A 13,487-nucleotide genomic window follows, 5' to 3' on the forward strand; every position below is an offset into this window, starting at 1 on the left:
GCTATCCCTGCAATGGCTTGGCGAGCAGCACTGCTGACGCGGGACAAAGGCTGGCCGCCTGACGGGTCTGCAAAATTGCGGTCGGCGCCGTCGCACGGTCTATCGGCCTGAAGCCGAGGGTTTCGAAGAAGGGAGCGGCGTTCGTGGTCAGAAGGTAGCCCGTGCGTGCGCCGTCCGCATAGGCGCGTCGCAGCAAAAGGTCAGTCGCACGACGGCCCAGGCCCCTGTGACGGTTGTCAGGCGTGATCACCACCGACCGCAGCAGCGCATTGTCGCCATGCAACTCATATCCACCATAGCCCACCGTATCGACGCCACGGGCAATCCGGAAGAATGTTCGCCCTGCGTCGTCAAGATCATCCGTTGGAAGGTCGGCATTTTCGAGCGCGCTACGGAGTGCGTCTTCATGTCCGGTTAACGGAAGGAGCGTCGGCGAGGTGGCGCCTTCGGTCGCACCGATCTGACGGAGTTGAGTTTCGAGCGCCAACTTGTCGATCGAGGTGATCGGCAAGTTGATGAAGAGGGTAATACGGTTCTTGAGGTAGCGTGCCGCCAAGGCAAAGGCGCGGCCAACCTCAATATCGGAACCCTCTACCGCAGCAGGGTCCTCGACACCCCAATGGGCGGCCATCGGATGGCCAAGCGAGACCGGGCAGGCTTCCCCCGCCGCGTTGTCACAGACGGTGAAGATGAAGTCCATCTGCGGGGCATGCGCCTCGGCAAAGACATCCCAGCTTTTCGAGCTGAATCCGGTCGTGGGATAGCCAAGCGCGTCCAGAGTTTTCAGCGCCCAGGGATGGACCTGTCCCTTCGGATGGCTGCCAGCCGAGAAGGCGCGGAAACGGCCTTTTCCCTCGGTATTGAGGATGGATTCCGCCAGGATCGAGCGTGCGGAATTGCCCGTGCAGAGAAAGAGCACATTATAAACGCGGTCGGCAGTCATTGCAGGTTCTCCTTGGCCGTTGGAGCGCAGCAGGCGGCAACCTCGGCGGCCGGCGCGCAGATTTCGGGATGACCTGAGCAGCAGTCTTCCATCAGGAAGCGCACCAGCCCGCTCAGAGCTTCATAGTTCGCGGTGTAGATGATCGAGCGGGATTGTCGTTGCGCAGCGATCAGCCCGGAATGCTCGAGTTCCTTTAGGTGGAACGAGATATTCGACGGCGAGACCTCGACCTTCTCGGCCAATGCCCCGGCCGCCATCCCATCGGGCCCAGCGACCACCAGGATGCGGACGATCTGCAAACGGGTCTCCTGAGAGAGGGCGGCGAACGCACCGAGGGCTTGACGCTGGTCCATATTTCAATCATCCTTGAATAGTTGAAACGAGGATTACCGCAAATAAACGCGATCGACAACAGCAGAATTCTTCCGAAGACATCAGCTTGGGTTTCCTTCTCGACACACTGGCCGGCGCCAAGGACGTGCATCTGGTGTTCCACTACGATGGGCACCCGGTGAAGGCGGGCTACCATGTGACGGAGGTCAAGGCCGGACATCTCTCGGCACTGGACTGCGGTGCAAACCCGGAAGCATGGTCGGAGATCTTCGTCCAACTGTGGGACATTGATGAGGACGATCGACCTCACATGCCGGGCGGAAAGTTTTCGGCCATCATCTGCAAGGCGCCTCGGGGCATCTGAAGCTGGACGGATCCGCCAAGCTGACATTCGAGGTCAGCGACGGTGTGCGGCCAATGTCGCTCTATTGCGCCGGCATACCAAGGCTTCGCGATGGCGCACAGCATGTCGAACTGTCGCCGCGCGCGGCTAGTTGCGAGCCGCGTGATCGCTGGCTTGCTGCGGAGCCTGCTCAATCCACTTGCTGCGGGGCAGCGTGCTGCATTTAGATTTGACTGTGTTGATTAAATTCGGGCCAAATCAACCGCCTCAAGGTATTGAAGGAGCAATGTACGGTCGCGCCGGCCCGGAACTAATGAGGGCGAGAATGATGCCGCTGGATCACAGGAATTGAGGAAGAACCGCATAACCATGGACAGGGGATGTATCGCTCCACCAAACCCGAAAGTCAGCGAGAAACCACGATATCAGTTTCACCCGTACGTTCTTGCGGTATCTCCATTTCCGCCCGTCGCAGCCCAGTTGCGGGTTCGGTTCAGAAATTGATGCAATCTCGGCAACCATTGGGACCGCTCATCAGCCTATTCACGTGTCGATGGCTTCATATCTCGTTAAGGCGCTCGTTCACAGGAGCACAGAGCACGGGCCGCCCCCGTCATCCGGCGCGTCGGTTTTGGAGGAGGCCACCAGCGGTTCCACGTCTTTTGCAGTAAGCTGGACGAACTCTCTGCCGTTTGTTGCCGCAGGAAGCCCAGTCGCCGTATCCACGATCCGCCGCGTTCCGGACTGCTCCTCTGTTGCGACGTAGCGCTGGTCAATCTGGACACTTGTAAGCGATCTCGGACCCCGGTCTGTTTGACGGAACTTTGAAGCGGTAGAGAGCGCTACCGCCGCTGCTGACGATTAGCGGACAGGTCGAGGCGCAACGGCGGGATCAGATTGCAGCCCTGGATGAACACATAAAAAAGAACCATGCGGAGGTCGCCGCGCCGACGATCGAGGAGTGAAACGGATTAAGACGCTCGGAGGGGCGTTAGTAGCCTGCTCGTAATCGCCGAGGTGTCGGACGCTTGCATCGCGCCTATTGCATGGATTTGGTTTGCCGCCGTCATGAGACAGTGGCTACGGATCGCTTGGAAGCCCGCGCCCAGCGCTTATGCCGGCAAATTGCTCAAGGTAGACGGATACTTCGAGCTCGATGCCGGAGATCATATCCTCATATTCACCGATGTACTTGGAATCGGGTGCAAGCTTGCGCAAGTGCAGCACCGCGATGCTGTAACATTCGCACAGCTCGGCAACGCGGCGGCGCTCTGTTGCAAGCGGACGAAGCTCCGGAAGTCGTATCGCGAGCAAAGCCCACCCGTGGGCCACATGATCTATTCCCGATGCCATCTCGACGCCTCCCGTCACCAATATACACTTGCCTCCGACACACAAAAAGGCTCGCCTAGGGAGAACTTGACGGGCGTTTATGTCTGCAGTCGCTGGGTAGCATTCAGACGGGCAAAGAGTGCCGCCGTCCATCTAATGAAGTTGCGACTAAAAAGAAAACCCAGCAGCGAACCGCTATTGGTACGAATTGTTCTGGTGACCAATTCGCCGGTTAACGCGCCGGCACCGCACAACGGGGACTCTTGGTTCACGCCGGGGAACTATGCGGGGCTGTGGGAGTTCGGACGGCAGCGTGGTTGGTTTAAAGGTAGTGATGAGATGGATGACAGTAAGAAACGAGATGGACCCGGGCCAACACCTGGCAACGAAGACGGGGCTGCGCCAGGGGTTGAAGAGTGGAAACATGCGGATGAGCAACATCAACAAACAGAGGATGAGGCTCAGGCAGCAAATGCAAAACATCACGTGGATCGCGATAAAAAAGGGTAATCTCACCCGTGGTCGGCTTGCAGCCCTGCAATCGCACCGGTGCTTATACGGTAGTATTGAGGTCCAGGCCTTAATTGCCGACCTTTTCCATCGCTTCAGCGAGATACTTGCCGATCTCCTCATCGCCTTTGGCCGAGACAGTGCCGACCCAACCATTCCGAGGGGGTCGCCATCTTAGATCAACCCGTGCTTTCCTATGGACTTCTTTTATTTGCCCGATCTCGAAACATTCGGCGGCTAAACGTGGTATAGCAGCTTGCGGCACGATCAGGTGCCCATGGAGATGGTCATGACCAAATTCGCGCTCTACGTTCCGCTTGAAGCAAAACCCGGCAAGGAACAGGAGGTCGCCGATTTCCTAAGATCAGCCATACCTCTCGTCAACGCCGAGCCAGGCACGATTTCCTGGTATGCGATCCAGGAAGGTCCGAGTTCGTTTGCGATCTTCGATACGTTTGACGACGAGGATGGAAGAGATGCTCACTTAAATGGCCAAGTCGCTGCGGCCTTGATGGCCAAGGCAGAGGCAGGAGACCTGTTTGCCAAGCCGCCACAGATCCATAAGTTGGCTATCCTCGCCGACAAGCGGCCATGAGCGCCAGAACCTCAAAGTACTGACGAAAATGAGGCATAGCTCTCAGTCTGCCAAGTGCGCGGCTTCGATGCTGCCGACGCTCGCTACCCGGAATGATACCTGTTTGCATGAGCTTGACAGCGCGACCCGAACGGCATTTGCTTGAAGCGCAACGACCTTTAAGCTGATGGTCTCGATTGACTTGATTGTCAGTTGGGCGAGAGAAGGCGCTTGAGATAAGGTGCTGTCCGGCTATTTCCTGCAAGGGCAACCTGCTCCGGTGTTCCGCTTGCGACGATCCGGCCGCCTTCATCTCCGGCACCTGGCCCGATGTCGATGACCCAGTCGCTGGCCGCAGCGAGGGTCATGTCGTGATCGACGACAATCACCGTGTTGCCGGTCTCGACCAACGCATTGAGCTGTGCGAGCAGCCGCTCGACATCCGAAGGATGCAAACCGGTCGTCGGCTCGTCCAGCACGTAGAGCGCGCCACCTTTTTGGGCACGTTGCAATTCCGTCGCCAGCTTGATGCGCTGTGCTTCGCCCCCAGAGAACTCGGTTGCAGGCTGACCAAGCCTGAGGTAGCTCAAGCCTACTTCGCGCAAAACTTTCAGGGATGCCCGTACGCTCGGAGCGTCGTCGAAGAAGTCCGAGGCGTCCGCGACGGTCAGTCCCAGGACCTGCGAGATGTTCTTGCCCCGGTACCGGATCTCCAAAGTTTGCGGGTTGTAGCGGGTGCCGTGGCAAGTTGGACACGGGGCATAGACGCTTGGCAGGAAGAGTAGCTCGACCATGACAAAGCCTTCTCCCTCGCATCGCGGGCAGCGGCCCTTGGCGACATTGAAGGAGAACCGACCGGCGTCGTAATTACGCTTCTTCGCTTCCCGTGTGGCGGCGAACAGCGAGCGAACATGATCGAAGAGCCCGGTATAGGTCGCGAGGTTGGACCGGGGCGTTCGGCCGATCGGCTTCTGGTCGACCTCTATGAGGCGCCGGATTTTGTCGAGCCCACCTTCGATCCTGCCCTGCGTCGGCGTCCCCGGCTCTATCTCCAAGGCGGCCTCGTCCTCAGCATCGTTTACCACACGAACAGGAACGCCAAGTGCCTCGCCGACAAGCTCGACGAGCGCCTGGCTGACCAGACTCGACTTGCCAGACCCAGAGATACCGGTCACCGTCGTCATGACTCCCAGCGGAAATTTGCAATCCACATCACGGAGATTGTTTCTTGTGACGCCGGATAGGCGAAGCCATCCATCCGGTTCTGTCCGACGTCCAGCCGGTTTGCCGGCTTCCGCAAAAAGATGCCTGGCGGTCTCCGATCGCTCGACCTTCCGCAGACCTTCCGGTGGGCCGCTGTAGAGGATCTCCCCGCCCAGCTCGCCGGCTGCCGGACCCACGTCGACGATCCAGTCCGCGTGGCGGACGACGTCGAGCTCGTGCTCCACGACGAACAGCGAATTTCCGACCGCCTTCAGCCCGTCGAGCGCCCGCAACAGCGCGTCGGTATCGGCCGGGTGCAAGCCTGCAGAGGGCTCATCCATGACATAGACGACGCCGAAGAGGTTTGAAGCGACCTGTGTCGCCAGGCGAAGCCGCTGGAGCTCGCCCGGAGACAGGGTCGGCGTGCTCCGCTCGAGTGTGAGGTAGCCAAGGCCGAGATCGAGAAGGACATCCATCCGTCGGCAGAGGTCTGCTGCGATCCGCTGGACGACCATGGCTTTTTCCGGATGTTCTTTCCGCATGGTCTTAAGCTTCCTGGCATCGGCATCCGCATAAGGTGCGAAGATGTTGGAAAACCTCGCCATCGGCAGTCTGCTAATTTCTGCATAGTCGAAGCCCTCGAACCTCACCGAGAGTGACTCTTTCCGCAGCCGCTTGCCCTCGCAGAGCGGACAGGCGCTGCTGATCATGTAGCGGGCAGCCCGCTTCTTCATCATCGCACTCTGCGTCGTCGCGAAGCTATGGGTGACATGTCGTCGGGCGCTGGAAAAGGTGCCCATGTAGGATGGCTCGTCCTTCCGTGCCATGGCACGCTTCACCTGATCACGCGTGAGACCCGGGTAGACCGGGACGACCGGCTGTTCGTCCGTGAATAGGATCCATTGGCGGATCTTCTCTGGAAGCTCCCGCCACGGCCGGTCGACGTCGATGCCAAGCGTGATCAAGATGTCTCTGAGGTTCTGCCCGCCCCATGCCAATGGCCATGCCGCAACTGCGCGCTCGCGGATAGTCAGCGAGGGATCGGGCACCATGGACGCCTCGGTCACCTCGTGTACGCGACCGAGACCGTGGCATTGCGGGCAGGCACCCTCCGGCGTGTTCGCCGAGAACGACTCTGCATCGAGGTGCGGTTGGCCCGGCGGATATGTGCCCGCCCGCGAATACAGCATCCGAAGGAGGTTCGAGATTGTCGTCACGCTTCCAACCGAGGAGCGTGCCGTTGGCGATCCGCGTTGCTGCTGCAGGGCGACAGCGGGTGGGAGGCCTTCGATCTGGTCGACGTCTGGTACGCTCATCTGGGTGAAGAGACGGCGAGCATAGGGAGACACGGATTCGAGGTACCGGCGCTGGGCCTCGGCGTAGAGGGTACTGAATGCGAGCGAGGATTTTCCGGAACCGGAGACGCCCGTGAAGACGACGAGCGCGTCCCGCGGGATGTCGACGTTTTTAAGGTTATGTTCTCGTGCACCTCGCACGCGAACGATGCCTTGAAGCTTTTCGGTCGCCTCCACAGCATTGTCGATAGGTCGATTCGGCATTGGGTTTCCCGCAGTTGCACGTCGGACGGAGATTGTACATGAGATCCTGCACTTAGCGGAGAGCGTCGCGCCGCAAGGATAGCCCCGAGACTTTGGACACAAATTGACGGTCGTCAACTACGACGACCGTCAAACACCCTATTGTTACTCACGAATGCGTACAGGAACAACTTTTTGGCATGGACCTTGAGATGACGGTCACAAAAATGGCACCCTAGGCTGAAGGTTTGATCCGCTCCGAAGTCGGTGATGCCATCCCTCGCATCCCGAGGGACACGTCACCCACGGGCATCAACTTTGGGGCAGACTCTGCCCATCTTGTCCCTCAGTGCTACGAGGCGACCGTAATGTGTTCCGTCTAGTCTCTGTCGCGATTTAAAGAGGTGGAGGAAGCTTCGTGGCGGACGATGACGAACCACATGAAATGGAAGAAGTGCCCCTGCGACGGCCCGCCGTCAACTATTGGCCTAAGGGCGTGCGGAAAATCGGGATGGATGAACTGGATTGTCTGGGCATTGACAAGCACGGCGGGTTTTATTGGCCGGGAAAGCAAGTCAACGCGAAGCGTATTGTCTTAACTTTCGGGCAAAAGGTGTACGCTTTTGTCGGGATAACAGCCGCCGCATTGGTGGCTATGAGTGCCATTGTCCGAGGAGTAGTTACTTACAATCAGTGGGCATGCACAGTCCACTGGGTGGCAATATGCCCTCGATGAACGCACCCACTTTCGACTGGACACTTAGGCGGTTACCGGCAAGCTTGCAGAACTCGATGTCGCGAGTTGCGCCATCACGACCATCCGAGGCGTCGGCTATAGCTTGACGCACAAGCAGCTAGCTCAATCCCATCCCAAACTCGGGCGGCTTGGCTTCCTCCACCTTCAGCGAGCCCCGTGATAGCGGCTGCAATAACTCAGCTGGGGACCTTTCAAGATCAAGCCATGCCTTCCAATCACTCGGTCGGAGGACGACGACTTGTCGATTATGGAACTGCTCCACATCAGGCCCGGGGTGTGTCGTTAACATCGCGAACGCCGAAGGCTGGCTTTTCCGGCCGGGCCGCCAGATCGCGGCGATGGCCATAAATGGCGCGCCAACGAGCTCAAAGCGATATTTGCCCTTCGAACGCCTTCTTCCGGTAGACTCCAAGAATGCGCTAGCCGGAATGAGACACCGATGACCATCGCTGAAACTTTTTCCTTGCGATCGAATGTTGAATACTGGACCGTGCTTCCTGGCCGGCGGAAAACCGAACTTCATCTGTGCTAGCTCGACAGTATTGTCGCCCACACAGCGTATTACGGCACCCATATCGCCGATTTTGATTTGGGCACGCGGCGCCAAATCCAGTTCCGATTGTCGTGCCGGGATCCCAAGCGCCAGATCTTGCATCACATTGCCGTATTCGGCGTAGCAAATGCGTTGTTCGTATTCGCTGCACATCGTCAAACCTGATCATTTAGGATTCTTCACGGAGTATCTCCGTGAGAACCGGTTAAAGCTGTGCTGACGCTCAGTCGTGCTTGGTGACTTCGACGTCCGCCGTCAGCAAGGGACGCTGCTCCTCCGCACGCTGACATTCGATCTAGGACAGCCGATACCCTGGGGTCGGCCCGACAACATCGGACGATCCTTCCGGGGCGGCCAAGAGCCGCTACGGATCACGCAGAGCGTACTCGATCCCTGCAGGGTGTTTTCAAGGCTCGACTGATCAACGCATGTCACGACACGTGCTGTCGGGTTGCCGGTTCGGGCAGGACCCGGAAAGAGATCTTCGCACACTATCGCCACAACGTGAAGAACATGAGCTTGTTGCATACCACTGAATTTCAGGGCTGCACTGACGTCCGTCAGCATCAGGGAGATAATCATGTCGGTAGATTAAGGGATTTTACGGTACGGAGAGGTCCCTAATTTCCTTTCGAACAAGCAGGGCTGATATCAAGCCTTCCGCATCGTCGAGAAAAGGGGATTTATAATGGTTGACGCTCTGGAAACTCCCATGGCCCTGCATCGCCTACCAGAAGTGCTGACGGCAGAGCCGCCAAGGCTCCGGGCCCTGTCCCACCTTCGCCCCTTCCGCCGCGAGCAGGACATTTACGTCCAAGATGAGCGCACCGACACCTGGTACCGTGTCGTTTCGGGGGGCAGCCTGCAAATATCTGATGCGTACCGACGGGCGCCGGCAGCTTGTCGATATCTACCTGCCGGGAGATCTCTTCGGTCTCGCGCTGCCCATCTCGCGATACGATATCGCCGACATTTTGGGGATCTCCGCCGAGACAGTCTGCAGGGCCTCCACGGACCTGCAGGAACGCGGCGTAATCTCGCTACAGGGCCTGCGCCGCATGATCTCCTCTAGGCATGTTGCCGTCCCTCAAGATTGATCTTCCATGCGAGCCGTTTCATCCGTTGCCCTGGGGCTTGCTGTCAACTGCCGCAAAGCTAATGGTGATATCGCGGGCAAGCGCTAGAGCTCGCGGAATTATGGCACTTCCGCCAATCCCCCATCGCTCTACAAGGAAAGGCCACCCATGGTAGATTGCCGGATGTCGGCAGCACATCTCATTACCCATTCCTCCGACAGTGCTTCCGACAGTCCGCTTTATGTGCAATAGTTCCACTCGGACCCTATGGTCCGCACAAGTTGTAATATGTTTGCGGCGCCAATTTGGGAGAAGCGATTACAATGGGTGGTCGGTTAAGTGGTTTGCCACTATTCGGTGAATATAGCCTCGATGAACGATCAAACCTCCTCGCTTAAGCATTTGGCGACGGGCGACCGGCCAGTGCGGATCGGGTTTTATCTCGTTCCGAACTTCCCACTGATGACCTTCGCTGCGGCTCTCGACTCGCTAAGACAGGCGAACAGATTGGCAAAGGCCCAGCGCTTCGAGTGGGTGCTCATCTCTTTCGACGGATTACATGTCCGCTCCAGCAGCGGACTCGGCTTCGATGCCGATGCGGCTATCAGCAAAGCTCCGCGATGCGATGTCGTCATCCTCTGCGCTGGTATCAACTACTCAGACGCATATGACAGCAATATCTTCGCGTGGCTGCGCCGAATCTATTCGGAAGGCTGCATACTTGGCGCTGTTAGCACGGCTGTCTTTTTTCTCGCCAAGGCCGGGTTGCTCGAGGGCCGCCGATGCGCGGTTCATTGGGAATCGCTGGCAAGCTTCCGCAGCGAATTTCCCAACTGTTTTGCGACGGACGATATTTTTGCCATCGACGGACGCTTTCTGACGTCCTCGGGCGGCACGGTCACTCTCGACATGATGCTATATCTCATCGCCGCCGTCGAAGGCCACGGACTTGCATCGCTGATTTCGGATCAGTTTAACCATCCGCGGATTCGAAGGCAGGACGATGTGCAGCGCATGGCGCCGGAAGATCGCTTCGGCATCAAGAATGCCAAGCTCGGCTTCGTCGTTCGCCGCATGGAGGCGACGCTTGGCGACCCGGTCGAAATATCTGGACTTGCAGAGAGTGTCGCACTTTCCCTTCGACAGCTCGAACGTCTATTTCGCGCATCACTCGGGAAAAGCCCGTCGCAATTCTATATCGATCTGCGCATGGGACGTGCCAGAGAGTTGCTTGTCGATACGGAGCTCTCCGTGGCGGAGATCGCAGAGATCTGCGGCTATGAATCCGCTTCGCACTTCAGCCGCTTCTATCGCCGGCTTTTCAAAGAGAGCCCGGTGGCCACGCGGCGCGCTGAGAAGCAGCGTGAGCGGCTCACCTTGCGCACTATGTCGATTGACGCATAGAAGACGTCGCATCGGTGCATATAATGTAGGGTAGCCTAGTCTTACTTTTTTGAAGACGGAACGGTCGACGGGCAAAAGCCTGCAGGCCCAGTCAGGCGACGACTGCCTGCGGGCCAACCGATAAGATTTGGAACAGCTAGGCGCCAACAGGAGACCACTGCAGTGGACAACAATCAGCATTCCTATATCCCGACCCTGGTCGAACAGATGTCGAACGACGTGATCGGGCGACGCGAATTTCTTCGCAAAGCGACACTGCTCGGCGTGTCTGCCGCAACTGCCTATTCTCTGGCCGGTCTGGCGATGCCCGGCGACGCCGCTCTGGCAGACGACATGCCGAAGGGCGGCAACCTACGCATCGGCATGCGCTGCATGGAAATCAAGGATCCGCATCTGGCCGACTTCGCCGAGAAGTCGAACGTCATCCGTCAGGTCTGCGAGTATCTCACCCTGACCGACCGCAACAACATCACGCATCCCTATCTTCTAGAAAAATGGGAAGTGAGCGACGACCTGAAGACATGGACGCTGCACCTTCGCAAGGATGTGAAGTGGCGCAAGGGTCGTTCTCTGACGGCCGACGATGTCGTCTGGAATCTGAAGCGTGTCTGCGACCCGGCAATCGGTTCATCGATGCTCGGCCTCTTCACCGGCTACCTCGTCCAGGAATACGAAACTGGCGAAAAGGACGAGAAGGGCAACCCGAAGAAGTCGAGCAAGCTCTGGGCCGACAACGCCATCGAGAAGGTCGACGATCACACCGTTCGCCTCAACTGTTCCTCGCCGCAGATCGCCGTGCCCGAGCACCTCTATCACTACCCGATGTTCATCATCGATCCGGAAGAAAAAGGTGCCTTCGGCGCTGATGCGAATGGCACGGGTCCCTTCGCCATTACCGAATATGTCGTTGGCAAGGGTGCCAAGTACAAGGCTCGCAGCGATTACTGGGGCACAGGTCCCTATCTCGACACCTTCGAATATGTCGACCTCGGCGACAATCCCGGTGCCGGTATAGCCGCCATGGCCTCCAAGCAGGTCGATGGCCTGTCGGAGGCCGATGCGGTGCAGATCAACGCGATGAAGAACTTCCCGCATGTCGGCGTCTATCAGGTCGAGACGACGCAGACGGTCGTCGCCCGCATGCACCCGGATATCGAGCAGTTCAAGGACAAGCGCGTTCGCCAGGCCATGCGTTATGCGATCGACCGCGACAAGGTCATTCAGACAGCACTTCTCAGCGCTGGCGTTCCAGCCGAAGATCACCATGTCGCGCCCTCGCATCCCGAATACGCGGCACTTCCGAAATATCCGCGCGACGTCGAGAAGGCCAAAAAGCTTCTTGCCGATGCGGGCTATCCGGACGGTTTCGAATTCGACATGACGACGCGCCCGGACCCGATCTGGGAACTCAATACGGCCCAGGTCCTTGCCGAACAGTTCAAGGATATCGGGGTCAAGGTCAATATCAAGGCGCTACCGAGCGCCCAGTATTGGGAAGTGTGGACGACGTCGCCGTTCAGCCTGACGGCCTGGGGCCACCGGCCGCTGGCAATCATGACGCTGTCGCTCGCCTACCGCTCGAACGCTGCATGGAATGAATCCAATTATTCCAACGCGGATTTCGACAAGCTGCTAACCGAGGCCGAAGGCATTCTCGACCCGAAGGAACGCAGCAAGGTGATGGCGAAGATCGAGGCGATCATGCAGGACGACGGGCCGATCGTTCAGCCTTTCTGGCGTGTCTTTTCGACCGTCATGGACAAGAAGGTCAAGGGCTTCGAGCTCCATCCTTCGCAATACATCTTCGCGCACCAGTACGCGATCTCGGCTTAACCTCCCGGCTGGCGACCCGGCCGCGTTCGCGCGGTCGGGCACTGGGCCCGGACATTCGGATTGCTCCGGCTATGGCGAATTTTCTTCTCAAGCGTTTGGCGATGATGGTGGTGACGATGCTTTGTGCTTCGTTTCTCGTGTTCGCCGTCTGCGAGTTCACTCCCGGCAGCGTGGCACGCAAGTCGCTTGGTCCTTTCGCCACCCAGCAGCAGGTCGACCTGCTGTCGCAGAAACTGAAGGCCAATGATCCGTTGCTCGTACGCTACGGCCGCTGGCTCGGCGTACTCGTTGGCGCAGTCCCCGATCCGCTTCAGGATCCGGCCACCGGCCTGAACTTCACGGACCCGCGCGGTGCCCAGTATTTCGGTAACTTCGGTTATTCGACGCTGAACAAGCTGCCCGTCAATGACGTTATCTGGGATCGCCTCGGCAATACCGCTATCCTCGCCGGGCTGGCATTCCTGCTGATCGTGCCGCTATCGATCATCTTCGGTATCCTATCGGGATTGAGGGAGGGCGGCGTGCTCGACAGGACACTCTCGGTCATCTGCATCACCTTCACCTCTATTCCGGAATTTGCCTCAGGCGTCTTCCTGGTGACGCTTTTCGTCATCCTCTGGCCGATACTGCCGGGCACCAGCCCGCTCAACAGCGATGGCGGCTGGGCAGTGCCTTACCAGTTCGTGCTGCCCGTCGCGGTCCTCGTCATCTATGACTTCGGCTATGTGGCCCGCATGATCCGCGTCTCGATGATCGGCGTCATGGAGCGGCCGTATATTCGCACGGCAATCCTCAAGGGCATGAGCACACGACGGATGGTCCTCGGCCACGCGCTTCGCAATGCGATGATCGCGCCCTTCACCGTGCTTCTGCTGCAAATCAACTTCCTGATCAGCGGCGTTGTCGTCACCGAACTCGTCTTTGCCTATCCGGGTTTCGGCCGTCTCATCCTCGACGCAAGCCTGTTCGGCGATATCGCGACGCTTGAGGCCGCCACGCTGATCACCGTCGCGATCGCCGTCATCACGCAGCTGCTCGGCGACCTTGGCTACATGCTGCTCGATCCACGCATCCGGGTGAGGTAAATC

General features: G+C 58.5%; 11 protein-coding genes and 2 pseudogenes. 7 read left to right on the plus strand and 6 right to left on the minus strand.

The window, feature by feature from the left end:
* Position 1: 1 nt before the first annotated feature.
* The 3 genes and pseudogenes from arsN2 to J2X43_RS15100 form a co-directional block, all read right to left on the minus strand.
* Entirely contained in the window at positions 2-460 is a 459-nt protein-coding gene (arsN2, locus tag J2X43_RS15090) for an arsenic resistance N-acetyltransferase ArsN2 (RefSeq protein WP_310295995.1), read from the minus strand.
* Positions 434-943, minus strand: a pseudogene (locus J2X43_RS15095) (arsenate reductase ArsC); the annotation flags it as partial. The pseudogene J2X43_RS15095 and the gene arsN2, both read right to left, overlap by 27 nt.
* The gene (locus J2X43_RS15100) at positions 940-1,296 is read right to left on the minus strand and encodes a helix-turn-helix transcriptional regulator (protein WP_112389458.1); all 357 of its coding nucleotides are present in this window, start codon (positions 1,294-1,296) and stop codon (positions 940-942) included. The gene J2X43_RS15100 and the pseudogene J2X43_RS15095, both read right to left, overlap by 4 nt.
* Positions 1,297-1,338: 42 nt before the next feature.
* On the opposite strand from J2X43_RS15100, the pseudogene J2X43_RS15105 reads away from it, so the two are divergent.
* Positions 1,339-1,846 (plus strand): annotated as a pseudogene (locus tag J2X43_RS15105) (DUF6428 family protein).
* Positions 1,847-2,699: 853 nt separating this feature from the next.
* Here J2X43_RS15105 and J2X43_RS15110 read toward each other — a convergent pair.
* Positions 2,700-2,972 carry a hypothetical protein gene (locus tag J2X43_RS15110; protein ID WP_162698811.1) on the minus strand — a complete coding sequence of 91 codons (273 nt, stop codon included), beginning with the start codon at positions 2,970-2,972 and terminating at the stop codon, positions 2,700-2,702.
* Positions 2,973-3,107: 135 nt separating this feature from the next.
* Between J2X43_RS15110 and J2X43_RS15115 the strand changes: the two genes are divergently transcribed.
* Together J2X43_RS15115 and J2X43_RS15120 are read left to right on the plus strand one after the other, a co-directional pair.
* Complete coding sequence (locus J2X43_RS15115) at positions 3,108-3,461, plus strand: hypothetical protein (protein ID WP_162702709.1); 354 nt, start codon at positions 3,108-3,110, stop codon at positions 3,459-3,461.
* Positions 3,462-3,750: 289 nt separating this feature from the next.
* Complete coding sequence (locus J2X43_RS15120) at positions 3,751-4,056, plus strand: putative quinol monooxygenase (protein ID WP_112389548.1); 306 nt, start codon at positions 3,751-3,753, stop codon at positions 4,054-4,056.
* Between the two features lie 188 nt (positions 4,057-4,244).
* On the opposite strand, the gene J2X43_RS15125 is transcribed toward J2X43_RS15120, so the two are convergent.
* Positions 4,245-6,797, minus strand: a complete 2,553-nt coding sequence (locus J2X43_RS15125) for an excinuclease ABC subunit UvrA (protein ID WP_310295139.1) — start codon at positions 6,795-6,797, stop codon at positions 4,245-4,247.
* An 833-nt stretch (positions 6,798-7,630) separates the two neighbouring features.
* Entirely contained in the window at positions 7,631-8,239 is a 609-nt protein-coding gene (locus J2X43_RS15130; RefSeq protein ID WP_112389453.1) for an SOS response-associated peptidase family protein, read from the minus strand.
* Positions 8,240-8,904: 665 nt separating this feature from the next.
* Here J2X43_RS15130 and J2X43_RS15135 point away from each other — a divergent pair.
* The 4 genes from J2X43_RS15135 (at position 8,905) to J2X43_RS15150 (ending at position 13,484) form a co-directional block, all read left to right on the plus strand.
* Positions 8,905-9,183 carry a helix-turn-helix domain-containing protein gene (locus J2X43_RS15135; RefSeq protein WP_162706048.1) on the plus strand — a complete coding sequence of 93 codons (279 nt, stop codon included), beginning with the start codon at positions 8,905-8,907 and terminating at the stop codon, positions 9,181-9,183.
* A gap of 351 nt (positions 9,184-9,534) precedes the next feature.
* A complete protein-coding gene (locus tag J2X43_RS15140) occupies positions 9,535-10,566 on the plus strand; it encodes a GlxA family transcriptional regulator (protein ID WP_310295142.1) in 1,032 nt (343 codons plus the stop codon).
* Between the two features lie 162 nt (positions 10,567-10,728).
* Positions 10,729-12,399 (plus strand): ABC transporter substrate-binding protein, encoded by a 1,671-nt coding sequence (locus J2X43_RS15145; protein ID WP_112389451.1) that lies wholly within the window; start codon positions 10,729-10,731, stop codon positions 12,397-12,399.
* Positions 12,400-12,470: 71 nt separating this feature from the next.
* Positions 12,471-13,484: an ABC transporter permease gene (locus J2X43_RS15150; protein ID WP_112389450.1), complete on the plus strand. Its 1,014-nt coding sequence runs from the start codon at positions 12,471-12,473 to the stop codon at positions 13,482-13,484.
* The last annotated feature ends 3 nt before the right edge of the window (positions 13,485-13,487 follow it).

Origin of the sequence: Rhizobium sp. BE258 (assembly GCF_031457345.1) — a bacterium.
Taxonomy (GTDB): domain Bacteria; phylum Pseudomonadota; class Alphaproteobacteria; order Rhizobiales; family Rhizobiaceae; genus Rhizobium.